This window comes from Curtobacterium sp. MCLR17_058 (assembly GCF_003234705.2).
Classification (GTDB): Bacteria; Actinomycetota; Actinomycetes; order Actinomycetales; family Microbacteriaceae; genus Curtobacterium; species Curtobacterium flaccumfaciens.
Genome location: NZ_CP126262.1, coordinates 1,608,247 through 1,622,277, shown reverse-complemented (window position 1 = coordinate 1,622,277; position 14,031 = coordinate 1,608,247). Strand labels below are relative to the sequence as shown.

Sequence of the window (14,031 nt, the reverse complement as noted above, 5' to 3'; positions counted from 1 at the left end):
CCGAGGCCCTCCACCGCATCGGACACGCCGCCCGGGCGCGCCGCGCCCCGAGGCCCCCGTGTCAGTACCCGGCGACCGGGTCGACGACGCCGACGAAGCCCTCGCCGTCGCCCCCGAGGAACGCCGCGGCGTTGAGCCGGACGCGCTCGGCGAGCAGCGGTGCGACCATCTCCGGGGTGTCCGCCTGGTGCGGGGTGATGACCGCGCCGGGCTCCGACCAGAGCGGGTGCCCGTCGGGCAGCGGCTCGGGGTCGGTGACGTCGAGGCCGACCGCGGCGATCTCCCCCGCGCGCAGGGCGGCGACCAGTGCGTCGGTGTCCACGAGTCCGCCGCGGGCGATGTTCACGAGCCGGGCGGACGGCTTCATGATCCGGAACTGCTGCTCACCGAAGAGCTTCGCGGTGCCCGAGGTCATCGCCGCTGCGATCATCACGACGTCGGCGTCGGGCAGGACCCGGTCGAGCTCGTCGGTGGTGACGGTCCGCGCGGCTCCCGGCACGGGCTCGGGCGAGCGGCGCACGACGGTGACATCGACGTCGAACGGGGCGAGCAGCCGGAGGTACTCGAGGGCGATCCCGCCGGCACCGATCACGACGACGTTCCGCCCGTACAGCGAGACACCCTCGGGCTCAGTCGCCCACGACGACGCACGAGCGCGCTTCTGCAGGACCCGGAGCGTGCCGAGGGTCAACGAGAGCGCGTGCTCGGCGACCGGCTCCGCGTAGGCGCCCTTGGCCGAGGTGAACAGCACGCGGTCGCCGTGCTCCTGGATCAGGTGCGCGAAGGCGTCGACGCCGGCGAACGGCAGCTGCACCCAGCCGACCCCCGGTGCCGACGACAGCGCGTCGGCGAGTCCGGCCGGGTCGCGGGGGTCGAGCCAGACGACCCCGCGAGTGTCGGCGTCGAGCGGCGCGACGGTGCCGCCGGCCTCGGTCACGGCGTCCACGTGCAGGTCCGTCGGTTCCGGCAGCACGGCGACCGGCCCGGGCTGCGGGGCGTCGATCGGCAGCGGTGCACCCGACGTGGGGACGACGGCGCGGTGGCCGCGGGGGCCCTGGGTTGTGGCGCTCACGCGTTCTCCTGACGGTCGGTGCGCGGGCCGGTGCCGGCGGCGAGCGGACGGCGCGGCGCCGAAGAACGGCGGGCCGCGGTCGGTGCCGGACGGCGCTTCACGCCGCGGGCCGCGGTCGAGGCGAGAGTCTTGACGTAGGGGTCGACGGGGTTGTCGAGGACCTCGTCGAAGGTGCCGAGCCCGACGAGCCGGGCATCGGCCATCACGGCGACGCGGTCGGCGAGGGCGCGGGCCTCGCGCAGGTCGCTGGACACGACGACGGCGGAGAACTGCCGGCCGCGCTGCAGGGTCGCCAGGGCCTCGAGCACGGACTGCCGCACGAGCACGTCGACGCCGCGCGCTGGTTCGTCCGCGACCAGGAGCTGGGGCTCGAGCACGAGCGCCTTCGCCAGGGCGACACGCTGGCGCTGACCGCTCGACAGCTCCCACGTGTTCAGGCGCATCGCCCCGAGCGGCAGGTGCACCGCGTCGAGCAGCCGGGCCACGATGAGCCCGGCCTCGCGCCGGTCGAACCGGCGGTCGCGGGCGTAGATCGGTTCGGCGACGGCCTCGCCGACGGTCAGGTCCGGGCTGAGCCGGTCGGCGCCGTCCTGCGGCAGGTACCCGATCCGGCCGCTCAGCCGTTCGAGCTTGCGCGACGAGGGACGGAGGCCCCGGGTCTTCTGGCCGAGCACGGTCAGCTCGCCGCCGACGATGTGCCGACGGAGGGCGCCCTCGCCCTCGCCGTGGGATCCGAGCTGGCCGGCGATGGCGGCGGCGAAGGTCGACTTGCCCGATCCCGACTCACCGAGCAGGGCGAGGATCTCCCCCTGCCGGACCGTGAGGCTCACGCCGTCGACGGCCCGGATGGACTCGCCCCCGCGTCCGCCCCGGTACTCGATCGACACGTCGTCCGCGACGACCGCCGGTCCGTTGACCGCGATCATGGGTCCCCTTCCACGCCGCCCCCTGGCGGCGGTTCGCGACGGGCCGCCCTGGCAGGTCCGTCGTGCGTGCAGCAGTGGAGACGACCGCCCTGGAGGCCCGGCGTGCGTCGACGACGCTGGGCGGGCCTCCAGGGCGGGTCACGTCGGGTCAGGACCCGACGTTCTCCAGTCGCTCCAGCGTACGCCGTCGCTCCGCCTGCTCGGCTGGGTCCGGCACCGGCAGCGACGCGAGGAGCCGCTGCGTGTAGGGGTGCTGCGGCGCGCCGAGGACCTGCGCCGTCGTGCCCGTCTCGACCAGGTCGCCGCGGTACAGCACCGCGATCCGGTCGGACAGCGCGCCGACGACCGCGAGGTCGTGGCTGATGAACAGCGAGGCGAAGCCGAGGTCCTGCTGGAGCTCGAGGAAGAGCTCGAGCACGCGGGCCTGCACGGAGACGTCCAGCGCACTCGTCGGCTCGTCGGCGATGAGCAGCTTCGGCCGGAGCGCGAGCGACCGGGCGAGCGATGCGCGCTGGCGCTGCCCGCCGGAGAGCTCGTGCGGGTAGCGGTCGCCGTAGGCGGCCGGCAGCTGCACGGCCTCGAGCAGCTCGTCCACCCGCTTGCGCGCGGCACGGGGGCTCGAGACCTCCTTGTGCACGACCAGCGGCTCGGCGACGCACTCGGCGATCGTCAGCAGCGGGTTGAACGAGGTCGCCGGGTCCTGGAAAACGAACCCGATGTCCTTGCGCAGGTGCTTGAAGTCACGTTCGCGGTACCCGAGCATCTCGGCGCCGAGGACCGTGAGCGAGCCGCCGGTGACCTTCGTCAGCCCCGCCATGGCCCGGCCGATGGTGGTCTTGCCCGAGCCGGACTCCCCCACCAGACCGAGGACCTCGCCCGGACGGATCGCCAGGTCGACGCCCTTGACCGCCTTGAACGCCGGCGAACCGAGCCGCCCGGGGTACTCGATCTCGAGCCCCTTCGCCTCCACCAGCGGGGTGACGTCCTCGGAGATCGCAGCGCGCCGGGCCACCCCGGTGGACGCCTCGAGCCGGGGCACCGCCGCGAGCAGCCGCTTGGTGTAGTCGGCCTGCGGCGTCGCGAACAGTGCCGTCGCCGTGGCCTCTTCGACGATCTCGCCCTGGTACATCACGGCGACGCGGTCGGCCAGGTCGGCGACCACGCCCATGTTGTGCGTGATGACGACGATCGCGGTGCCGAACTCGTCGCGGCAGCGGCGCAGCAGGTCGAGGATCTCGGCCTGCACCGTCACGTCGAGCGCCGTCGTCGGTTCGTCCGCGATGATGACGCTCGGCTCGAGGGACAGTGCGCTCGCGATGACCACGCGCTGCTTCTGCCCACCGGAGAACTGGTGCGGGTAGTGGTCGACGCGGGTCTCGGGGTCGGGGATGCCGACGCGACCGAGGTAGTCGATGGCCTTCGCCCGTGCCTCCTTCTTGGACACGCCGCCGTGGGCACGGAGCCCCTCGGCGATCTGCCACCCGACGGTGAAGACCGGGTTGAGCGCGGTCGACGGCTCCTGGAACACCATCGCGCCGGCGGTCCCGCGGAGCTCGCGGAGCTTCTGCGAGCCGACCGACACCACGTCGGTGCCGTCGAGCAGCACCGCGCCGCCGAGTGTCGCCGTCTCCGGCATGAGCCGCAGCATGCTGCGGGCCGTGACGGACTTGCCCGAGCCGGACTCGCCGACCAGGGCGAGGACCTCGCCGGGGCGGACGTCGAGGCTGACGCCCTTGACCGCGTCGACGGCGCCGCCGTCGGTCGCGAAGGTGACGGTCAGGTCGTCGACGACGACGACCGGCTCGGTGGTGGTGTCGCCCGGTTGCAGGCGGGTGGTCGGGGTCATGCGCCCGTCCCTTCCGTGTCGTTCCCGGCGGTGCGCGGTGCCTCGGCGTCGCGCGTGTCGCGCGTTTCTCTCGTGGACACGAGCTGCTTCAGGCGTCGGCGTGCCCGCAGGCGGGGGTCGGAGATGTCGTTCAGGCTCTCGCCGATGAAGGTCACGCCGAGCACGAGCACCACGATCGCGACACCCGGGTAGACACCGGTCCACCAGACGCCGCTCGCGACGTCCGAGAGCGCGCGGCTCAGGTCGTAGCCCCACTCGGCACCGGACGTCGGACCGATGCCGAACCCGAGGAAGCCGAGGCCGGCCAGGGTCAGGATCGCGTCGCTCGCGTTGAGCGTCAGGATGAGCGGCAGCGAACGGGTCGAGTTCCGCAGGACGTGCCGCGTCATGATGCGCCACGGGTTCGTGCCCATCACGCGCGCCGACTCGACGAACGCGTCGTTCTTCAGCCGGACGGCCTCGGCACGGACCACGCGGAAGTACTGCGGCACGTACACGACGGTGATCGAGATCGCCGCCGCGATGATGCCGCCCGAGTAGCTCGAGTTGCCGCCGGAGATGACGATGGACACGATGATCGCGAGCAGCAGCGACGGGAACGCGTAGATGGCGTCGGCCACGACCACCAGGACGCGGTCGAGCCAGCCGCCCAGGTACCCGGAGACCATGCCGAGCAGGACACCGACGATGATCGAGACGATCACGGCGACGATGACGACGAGCACGGCCGTGCGGGCGCCGTAGAGCACGCGACTGAACACGTCGAAGCCGCCGACCGTCGTGCCCCAGATGTGCTCGGCACTCGGTGCGCCGGTGCGCGGGAAGCTCTGCCCGTCCGCGCCCTGCAGCTGGCCGAAGCCGTACGGGGCGAGGAGCGGGGCGAACACCGCGACGAGCAGGTAGAGGGCACAGATGACCACGCCGACGATGAGCATGGCGCGCTGCCAGCCGGTGCTCCGGCGCAGCTGGACCACCACGGGGAGCCGCTTCCAGAGCGGCTCGTGGCGGTCGACGAGGGTGGTGTCGGCCATCGTCAGAACCTCACTCTCGGGTCGATCAGGGCGGCGACGACGTCGACGATGAAGTTGGTCACCGCGACGATCACCGCCAGCATCGCGACGATGCCCTGCACCGCGACGAAGTCACGGGCCGACAGGTACTGGTTGAGCTCGAAGCCCAGACCGCGCCACCCGAAGGTCGTCTCGGTGAGCACCGAGCCGCCCAGGAGCATCGCGATCTGCAGCCCCATCACGGTGATGATCGGCACGAGGGCCGGACGGAACGCGTGGGTGCGCACCAACCGCGACTCGCGCACACCGCGGGACCGGGCGGCGTCGACGTACTCGGAGCCGAGCGACCCGATCATGTTCGCGCGCACCAGGCGCAGGAAGATGCCGGCGGTGAGCAGGCCGAGCGTCAGCGCGGGCAGGACGGCGTGCTGGAGCACGTCGCCGATGACCTGGGCGTTGCCGGTGCGGAGCGCGTCGATGATGTAGATGCCGCTCGCGCCGGGGATGCCGTCGAGGATGAGCGACACCCGGGTCGAGGCCCGGTCGCCGAGGGGCAGCCAGCCGAGCCACACCGAGAAGACGAGCTTGAGCAGCAGGCCGCCGAAGAACACCGGCGTGGCGTAGGTCAGGATCGCCAGCGCGCGGAGCAGCACGTCCGGCCACTTGTCACGCGTGTACGCGGCGAGCATGCCGAGGGGGATGCCGAGCACCAGCGCGACGATGAGCGCGTAGAACACGAGCTCCGCGGTCGCACCGCCGTACGTGACGATGATGTCGGTGATCGGACGGTTGTCCGTCGACGAGGTGCCGAAGTCGCCGCGCAGGATGTTGCCGAGGTACTCGAAGTACTGCACGAGCACCGGCCGGTCGTACCCGGCGGCGTGCAGGCGTTCCTGCAGCTGGCTCGGCGTGAGTCGACCGCCGACCGACGCGGTGATCGGGTTCCCGATGACGCGCATCAGGAAGAACACGAGCGTCACCAGGATGAAGACGGTCGGGATGATGAGGAGGAACCTGACGAGGATGTACCGGCCGAGTCCGCCGCCACTGTTCTTGGCACTGCGTTGTGCCTGTGGCTTGGTGGGATCGGTGCCGTTCACGTCCTGCGTCGCCTCGGGAGTGCTGAGGGTCACGGGGTGTGTGCCTTTCGTCGCCGTTGCACAGGCACGCGGGCGCTCCTCGTGGGAACGCCCGCGGCCTGCACGTGGGGCTTGGTGCTACTTGCTCAGGGTGGCGTACCGGAACTTGAACGAGGCGTCGAGGGTCAGGCCCTTGACGTCCTTGCCGGCGACCGCGACGGACTTGCCCTGCAGCAGCGGCAGCGTCGAGATCTGGGTGGCCTCGCGCTCCTGGGCCTGCTCGATCAGGTCAGCACGCTTGTCCGGGTCGGACTCGGCCTGCTCCTTCGCGATGAGGTCCTGGATCTCCGGGTCGTCGTAGTGGTTCTGGACGAAGTTCTCCTTGGTGAAGAACGGCGACAGGTAGTTGTCGGCGTCGGAGAAGTCCGGGAACCAGCCGAGCTGGTACACGGGGTAGGCGTCCTTGGTGCGCTCCTGCGCGTAGGTCGTGTAGACCGTCGACTGGATGTTGACGGTGAACAGACCGGAGTCCTCGAGCTGCTGCTTGAGCAGGGCGTACTCGTCGTCCGAGGCCGAACCGTAGTGGTCGGGCGCGTACTGGATGTCGAGCTGCACCTTGCCCGTGACGCCGGCGTCCGACAGCGTCTTCTTCGCCTTGGACACGTCCGCGCCGCCGTCGCCGTCGCCGTACATCTCCTTGAACGGCTGGACCGCGCCGGTCAGGCCGTCCGGCACCATCGAGTACAGCGGGGTGAAGGTGTCGTTGTAGACCTCCTTCGCGAGCTGGGCGCGGTCGACCACGTCGGCCGCGGCCTGACGCACGGCCAGGGCCTTCGCCTCGTCGGCGTCGTCCTGCCCGGTGCCGAACGGCTGCGTCTTGAAGTTGAAGACCACGTAGCGGATCTCGCCGCCGGGGCCGTCGGTGACCTTGAGGGAGTCGTCCTTGCGCAGGTCCGAGATGTCGGTCGGCGTCAGGGAGCGGTACGCCACGTCGACGTCGCCCTTCTGCACGGCGAGCTTGAGGTCGGTCTCCTTGGTGTAGTAGCTGGCGGTGACCTCGTCGGTCTTCGCCTTGCCGAGGAGGCCGTCGTACTTCGGGTTCGTCTTGTACTGGATCGTGTCGTTCTCCTTGTACGAGCTGATCTGGTACTGCCCGGCGAACGCCTTGCCCTTGACGATGTCGTCGGCGCTGGTGAGCTTCGTCGCGCTGAAGACGTCCTCGTCGACGATCGGACCCGCGGGGCTCGAGAGCACCTGCGGCCAGGTCTGGTCGGCGTGGTCGAGGTTGAACACCACGGTGGTGTCGTCCGGGGTGTCGATGCTCTTGAGGTTGGCCAGCAGCGACTGCGGACCGTTCTCGTTGTTGATCTTCAGCTCGCGGTCGAACGAGAACTTCACGTCGCTCGACGTGAGCTTGTTGCCGTTCGCGAACTCGAGCCCGTCCTTGAGGGTGACCTCGTAGGTGGTCGGGTTCGTGAACTCCGCCTTCGTGGCGATGTCCGGCTCGACGTCCGGGCTCCCCACGGGCGTGTTCATCAGGAACGGGAACACCTGGTTCTGCACGGCGAAGGAGCCGTTGTCGTAGGAACCGGCCGGGTCGAGGGACGTGATCTTGTCCGTCGTCCCGATGCTCAGGCCGTTCAGTTCGGTGTCACTCACGCTGCTGCTCGCGCAGCCGGTCAGCACCAGCGCCGTCGCTGCTGCACCGGCGCCGAGCGCGATGCCGCGCTTGCCCCACTTGGTCACGGATGCCATGTCCGCTGCCTCTCTGGTCATGATTGCAAGAGTCCTGAGCCGGAGGGTGGAACGTCTGTGTGCCCGGCCAGGAACGCTCATTGGTATCACCCTGTCACGGAACAGAACGAACCGGGGGCGATTTGTTTACACCGCTGTAATGCACGGGCCCGCCGCGTGATGCATGATTCCGCCGGAATCGAGCGGCGCGTCACGCACGAAAGTTGCGTGGTGCAACCGAGGCGGTCTGGCACTCAAGAGCGCCTGTCGAGCGACGGTTCGTGCGATCTCGCCCGCCCTGCCGGGAGCCCCACCCCGCGTCCGCCGCGCCCCCTCGCCCCCGCCGACTGGTCACGACTCACCGCCCGCCCCACCCCGCGCGGTCACGTCCCGTCGGACAGACCCATGCCAACCGACGATCCGCGACCACTCGAGGCCCCACACGCGGCAGGTCCCGACCACTCACGCACCCCCGAGGTCGCACCAACTGCCGCTCGCGGGCCTGCCGCACGACAGTTCGTGCGACCTCGGCGAAGCGCACGCGGCGCGTCGTGCGACCTCGCCCCCCGCCTGGAGGCCCACCCCGCGTCCGCCCCGCCTCGCGCCCCCGCCGACTGGTCACGACTCACCGCCCGCCCCACCCCGCGCGGTCACGTCTCGTCGGCCGGACCCCTGCCAACCGACGATCTGCGACCACTCGACGCCCCACACGCGGCACGTCCTGACCACTCACGGACCGCCGAGGTCGCACGAACTGCCGCTCGCAGCTCCGCCGCACGACAGTTCGCGCGACCTCGGTGACACGCACGCGGCGCGTCGTGCGACCTCGCTCCCCTGGCCTGGAGGCCCGCCCGGCGTCCGCCCCGCGCCTTACCCCGCCGACCGGTCACGACCCACCGCTCGCCCCACCACGCGCGGTCACGTCTCGTCGGCCGGACCCCGGCCAACCGACGATCTGCGACCACTCGACGCCCCACACGCGGCACGTCCTGACCACTCACGGACCGCCGAGGTCGCACGAACTGCCGCTCGCAGCTCCGCCGCACGACAGTTCGCGCGACCTCGGTGACACGCACGCGGCGCGTCGTGCGACCGGGGCCGACCGGGGCGACCTCGCGCACGCCCGGCACCAGCCGCGCGAAGAGCCCTAGGACGCCTCCGCGTCGGCGCGCAACCGCATCCGCTGCCCGTCGATGTCGACGAGCTGCCGCTGGATCTCCGCGCGACGCTCGGCCTGCTCGTGCGGGTCGGCGCGCTGCAGCTGCCCGAGCAACGAGGCCTTGCGGGCGAGCAGGTCGCGCTCGACCAGGGCCACGACGATGCTCCGGCAGTAGGCCGCCAGGTCCTCCGCGTTGCGCGCGGGGATGGGTGCGAGGGCGAGTTCGTGCGTCAGGGTTCGCAGCGGCGCCGGCACGTCGGCGAGCAGCCGGTCGAGCCAGTCCCCCGCACCGATGACGTCGACGTTGGCGACCACGGCGTCCCGCACCGCGGCGAGCATCGGCGTCGAGAACGTGGCCGACGCGGCGAGCCCGAGCATCGGTGCGCCGACGGACGTGGGCTGCTGCACCATCGCCATCACGGCGTCGCGCTCCATGCGGCTGATCGGGTCGTTCGGCAGCGAGCGGATGCCGGCGACGGGCTCGTCGGGGGTGTCGGCCCCGTCGGTGCCGTTCCCGTTGCGGCCGTCGCGCCCGGCGCCTCCGGACCGGTCGTCCTGCCCGGCAGAGCCCGCACGGCGCCTGGCCGTCTCGACCGGCCGACGGACCTCGGGGATCTCCATGCCCAGCCAGCCGGCGAGTTCGCGGACGTAGCCCTGCGTCAGCGAGCGGTCGCGGATGCCGGCGAGCACGGGCGCGGCCGCACGCAGGGCACCGACGCGCCCCTCGACGGTCTCGAGGTCGTGGCCGTCGAGCGTGCGGCGGATCATGAACTCGAACATCGGGCGCTTGTTCGTGACCAGGCGGCGGATGGCGTCGTCGCCGCGGGCGAGCCGGAGGTCGCACGGGTCGAGCCCGCCGGGTGCCACGGCGACGTAGGTCTGCGCCGCGAAGCGCTGTTCCTCCGCGAAGGCACGAGAGGCGGCACGCTGCCCGGCCTCGTCGGGGTCGAACGTGAACACGACCTCACCGTTGGCGTTCGGGTCGGCGCCAGCCAGGTCGCCGAGCATCGGGCGGAGCACCTTGATGTGGTCGACGCCGAACGACGTGCCACAGGTGGCGACCGCGGTCGTGACGCCCGCGACGTGACACGCCATCACGTCGGTGTAGCCCTCGACGATGACGACCTGCTTCTGCTTCGAGATGTCGCGGCGGGCCAGGTCGAGCCCGTAGAGCACCTGGCTCTTGTGGTAGATCGGGGTCTCGGGCGTGTTGAGGTACTTGGGACCCTTGTCGTCCTCGAGCAGACGACGCGCCCCGAAGCCGATGGTGGCCCCGGTGACGTCGCGGATCGGCCACATCAGGCGCCCGCGGAACCGGTCGTACGGCGAGCGGTCACCCTGGCTGACGAGACCGGCGGACACGAGTTCTTCCATCGTGAAGCCACGCCCGCGCAGGTGGTCCTTGAGCATGTCGTAGGACTTCGGCGCGAAGCCGACGCCGAAGTGCTGGGCAGCCGAGGGGTCGAACCCGCGCTCCCCCAGGAACCGGCGGGCGGGGTCGGCGGCGGCCGTGGTGAGCTGCGCGGTGAAGTACTCGAGCGCGGCTTCGTTCGCGGCGATCAGCCGGGCACGGGTGTTGTAGTCGGTGCGCGGCCCGTCGCCCTCTTCGTAGTGCAGGGTGAAGCCGATCTTCGCGGCCATGCGCTCGACGGCCTCGGCGAAGGTGGTGTGGTCCTGCGCCATGATGAAGCTGAAGACGTCGCCGTCCTCGCCGCAGCCGAAGCAGTGGTAGCGGCCGACCTGGGGCCGGACGTGGAACGACGGGGAGCGCTCGTCGTGGAAGGGGCACAGGCCCTTCATCGACCCGACGCCCGCGTGCTTCAGCGTGACATAGTCGCCCACGACGTCGGCGATGTTGACACGCGAGCGGACCTCGTCGATGTCGTTCCGCGCGATCCTGCCAGCCACCCCTCGATCCTAGTTCGTGGGACCGACGTCGGCGGACCGGTCAGACGGCGATGTGGACCGGGTCACGGTCACCCACCACCAGACGTCGGTGCCAGGCGAGTGCGCCCTGGTCGGTCAGGCTCGCGACCTGGTCGACGACGGCGCGCAGTCGGCCGGCGTCGTCGTCCGCGGCGTGCCAGTCGGCGGCGAAGCCCGGCTCGAGGTCGGACGCACCGGTCGCCGCCAGCGCGTCGAGCAGTTCGGTGAGCACGCGGCGCTGGTCCTCGTACACGGGCTGACGGTCGCCCTGGGTCATCACGAAGGCCGCGACGATGCCCTTGAGCACCGCGATCTCGCCGATGATCTCGGGCGGGGTGACGACCGACGCGGCGAACCGCACGAGCGATCCCGAGGCGTAGGACTCGCGGGTGGCCGTCGTGGCGGTGCGCGCGAAGCGTCCGATCAGCTGCGACGTCAGGTTCTTGAGGCGTGCGGCGTCACGGCGGGAGCCGTCGTACGCGGTCATCCAGAGCGGCAGCGCACGCAGGCGGTCGAACGCCTCGAGCAGCTCGTCGCGGCTCAGGTCGTCGCCGACCCACGCGTGCATGGCGGTCACGATGTCGTTCTCACCGACGCGGTCGCCCAGGGCCGCGACGTCGATGAACCCGGCGACGACGGCGTCCTCGAAGTCGTGCACCGAGTACGCGATGTCGTCGGCGAGGTCCATCACCTGCGCCTCGATGCACCGCTGGCGACGCGGGGCGCCGGCGCGGAGCCACTCGAAGGCGTCGTGGTCGTCGTCGTAGAAGCCGAACTTGGTGCGCCCGGACGACGACTCCGACACCCCCTGCGCAGCGGGCCACGGGTACTTGCAGCTGGCGTCCAACGACGCACGGGTCAGGTTGAGCCCGAACGGACGGTCGACGTCGGCGCCGGGCCGGACGCCGTAGACCTTCGGCTCGAGCCGCGTCAGCAACCGGAGCGTCTGCGCGTTGCCCTCGAAGCCACCGATGCCGGTCGCCCAGGCGTTCACCGCGGTCTCGCCGTTGTGCCCGAACGGCGGGTGCCCGATGTCGTGCGCCAGGCACGCGGTGTCGACCACGTCGGGGTCGAGTCCGAGCGAGTCGGCGAGCTCGCGGCCGACCTGCGCGACCTCGAGCGAGTGCGTCAGCCGGTTGCGGGCGAAGTCGAGCCCCGCGGTCGGGCTGAGCACCTGGGTCTTGGCGGCCAGGCGCCGGAGCGCACTGGAGTGCAGCAGTCGGGCGCGGTCACGGGCGAAGTCCGAGCGGCGGTTGCCGTGCTCCTCGGGGAGCCAGCGCTCCGCGTCCGCCGGGCCGTACGAAGCGGTGGCGCTCATCCGCCGCTGTGGTGCAGCTCGGCGGCGGCCAGGACCTTGCGGAACTCGGAGTCGACGTCGCGGCTCTCGAGCCAGCGGTCGGGCAGGGCGGTGCGCTTCGGGTGTCCGGCACGACCGCGCGGCCCCTCGGCGTCGGCACCCGGGTAGGGCGCGTCGTGGTCGAGCTGGCCGAGGAAGTCGTCGATCTCCTGCAGGCTCGACGCCATCGCCAGGCCGGCCCGGACGTCGCTGCCGATCGGGTACCCCTTGAAGTACCAGGCCACGTGCTTGCGGATGTCGCGGCACGCGTGCTCCTCGTCGCCGAAGAACTCGACGAGCAGCTCGGCGTGCCGACGGAACCCGTCGGCGACCTCGCCCAGGGACGGCATGTACCGCAGCCCCTCGCCGCGGAACGCCGCGGCCAGGTCGCCGAACAGCCACGGGCGGCCGAGGCAGCCACGCCCGACGACCACGCCGTCAGCGCCGGTCTCGTCGATCATCCGGAGCGCGTCGGCGGCCGACCAGATGTCGCCGTTGCCGAGGATCGGGATGTCGGTGACGGTCTCCTTCAGGGTGGCGATCGCGGACCAGTCGGCGTGCCCGGAGTAGTGCTCGTTCGCGGTGCGGGCGTGCAGCGACACGGCGGCGACACCGGCGTCGCGCGCGATGCGGGCGGCGTCGAGGTAGGTCAGGTGGTCCTCGTCGATGCCCTTGCGCATCTTCACCGTGACGGGGACGTCACCGGCGGCGCGCACGGTCTTGGTGACGAGTTCGCGGAACAGGTCGAGCTTCCAGGGCAGGGCCGCGCCGCCGCCCTTGCGGGTGACCTTGGGCACCGGGCACCCGAAGTTCAGGTCGATGTGGTCGGCGCGGTCCTCGCCCACCAGGATCGACGCCGCCTCGGCCACGGTGTTCGGCTCGACGCCGTACAGCTGGATCGACCGCGGGGTCTCGGACTCGTGGTGCTGGATGAGCTGCATCGACACGGGGGTCCGTTCGACCAGCGCCCGCGAGGTGATCATCTCGCACACGTAGAGCCCGGCGCCGTACTCGCGGCACAGCCGGCGGTACGCCATGTTCGTGATCCCGGCCATCGGCGCGAGCACGACCGGCACGTCGACCTCGATCGGGCCGATGCGCAGGGGGCCGCCGACTCGCGAGGCGGGTGCTTGTGTGATCGTCATACCTGTCCCATCTTCCCACGTCGGTGCGCGCCGGTAGCGTTCTCCACATGACGACCGACGCCAGCTCCCGGTTCGACGCCGACGTCCAGGCCCGTGGCCTGCCGGTCGAGGTGGTCGAACGCCCGGCCGCGGACTCCCTGCACGAGGCCGCCGAACTGCTCGGCATCGAGCCCGGCGACATCGTCAAGACCCTGGTGGTGAAGCGCCACGACGGCGGGTTCCTGCTCGCCCTGGTGCCTGGCGGCCGCAGCATCGCCTGGAAGAAGCTCCGCACGGTCGTCGGCGTCAACAAGCTCTCTATGCCCGACGCCGCCACCGCGCTCGGGGCGTCCGGCTACGAGCACGGCACCATCACGCCGATCGGTGCCACGGGCGACCTGCCGGTGTACGCCGACGAACGCATCGTCGGCCGCCGCGTCGCCCTGGGTGCGGGCCGGCACGGGGCGAGCGCCTTCGTCGACGCCGACGCGCTCGTCGCCGCCTACGGCGCGACCGTCGCCGACATCACCGACGAGGAACCGCAGCGCGACTGACGCAGCCGTCAGTCCGGCACCTCGGACCAGTCGCCCTCGGCCCCGGCGAACGAGCCGGCGTCGATCAGGCACGCATCGCCCTCGCAGACCGGCGCACCGCCGGGCGTGACGAGCGTCAGCAACGCGGGACGGGCCTCCAGGCCGGGAACGCCGGAAGCGGCGGAGAAGCCGCGCACGCCCGGCAGCCCCGTGAGCGCGTCCGGTACGGACGGCACCGACGTCACGGCCTGGAGGCGCACCGCGCCCTGGTCGCTGATGGTCATGT

11 protein-coding genes are annotated in these 14,031 nt (G+C 71.5%); 1 reads left to right on the top strand and 10 read right to left on the bottom strand.

Annotated features, from left to right (window positions below; translation table 11 throughout):
* Nucleotides 1-61: 61 nt before the first annotated feature.
* The 9 genes from DEJ11_RS07635 to dusB form a co-directional block, all read right to left on the bottom strand.
* The gene (locus DEJ11_RS07635) at nucleotides 62-1,072 is read right to left on the bottom strand and encodes a D-isomer specific 2-hydroxyacid dehydrogenase family protein (RefSeq protein ID WP_258375442.1); all 1,011 of its coding nucleotides are present in this window, start codon (nucleotides 1,070-1,072) and stop codon (nucleotides 62-64) included.
* Nucleotides 1,069-1,998 carry an ATP-binding cassette domain-containing protein gene (locus DEJ11_RS07630; protein ID WP_071405352.1) on the bottom strand — a complete coding sequence of 310 codons (930 nt, stop codon included), beginning with the start codon at nucleotides 1,996-1,998 and terminating at the stop codon, nucleotides 1,069-1,071. The genes DEJ11_RS07635 and DEJ11_RS07630 overlap by 4 nt, the downstream gene beginning before the upstream one ends.
* Nucleotides 1,999-2,146: 148 nt before the next feature.
* Nucleotides 2,147-3,844 (bottom strand): ABC transporter ATP-binding protein, encoded by a 1,698-nt coding sequence (locus tag DEJ11_RS07625; RefSeq protein ID WP_111103985.1) that lies wholly within the window; start codon nucleotides 3,842-3,844, stop codon nucleotides 2,147-2,149.
* Entirely contained in the window at nucleotides 3,841-4,875 is a 1,035-nt protein-coding gene (locus DEJ11_RS07620; protein ID WP_111103987.1) for an ABC transporter permease, read from the bottom strand. The genes DEJ11_RS07625 and DEJ11_RS07620 overlap by 4 nt, the downstream gene beginning before the upstream one ends.
* A gap of 2 nt (nucleotides 4,876-4,877) precedes the next feature.
* A complete protein-coding gene (locus tag DEJ11_RS07615; protein ID WP_372439454.1) occupies nucleotides 4,878-5,987 on the bottom strand; it encodes an ABC transporter permease in 1,110 nt (369 codons plus the stop codon).
* An 84-nt stretch (nucleotides 5,988-6,071) separates the two neighbouring features.
* The gene (locus DEJ11_RS07610; protein ID WP_111093200.1) at nucleotides 6,072-7,688 is read right to left on the bottom strand and encodes an ABC transporter substrate-binding protein; all 1,617 of its coding nucleotides are present in this window, start codon (nucleotides 7,686-7,688) and stop codon (nucleotides 6,072-6,074) included.
* Nucleotides 7,689-8,814: 1,126 nt separating this feature from the next.
* Nucleotides 8,815-10,734, bottom strand: coding sequence for a DNA primase (gene dnaG, locus DEJ11_RS07605; RefSeq protein WP_111103559.1), 1,920 nt, complete (start codon nucleotides 10,732-10,734; stop codon nucleotides 8,815-8,817).
* A 40-nt stretch (nucleotides 10,735-10,774) separates the two neighbouring features.
* Complete coding sequence (locus DEJ11_RS07600; protein ID WP_110864660.1) at nucleotides 10,775-12,070, bottom strand: deoxyguanosinetriphosphate triphosphohydrolase; 1,296 nt, start codon at nucleotides 12,068-12,070, stop codon at nucleotides 10,775-10,777.
* A complete protein-coding gene (gene dusB / locus DEJ11_RS07595) occupies nucleotides 12,067-13,233 on the bottom strand; it encodes a tRNA dihydrouridine synthase DusB (RefSeq protein ID WP_110860455.1) in 1,167 nt (388 codons plus the stop codon). Before dusB ends, DEJ11_RS07600 begins: the two co-directional genes overlap by 4 nt.
* 47 nt (nucleotides 13,234-13,280) lie before the next feature.
* Between dusB and DEJ11_RS07590 the strand changes: the two genes are divergently transcribed.
* A complete protein-coding gene (locus DEJ11_RS07590; protein WP_111103558.1) occupies nucleotides 13,281-13,766 on the top strand; it encodes an aminoacyl-tRNA deacylase in 486 nt (161 codons plus the stop codon).
* Nucleotides 13,767-13,774: 8 nt separating this feature from the next.
* Here the strand turns inward: DEJ11_RS07590 and DEJ11_RS07585 are convergent, their stop codons facing one another.
* A complete protein-coding gene (locus DEJ11_RS07585; RefSeq protein ID WP_139196618.1) occupies nucleotides 13,775-14,029 on the bottom strand; it encodes a hypothetical protein in 255 nt (84 codons plus the stop codon).
* Nucleotides 14,030-14,031 lie beyond the last annotated feature (2 nt).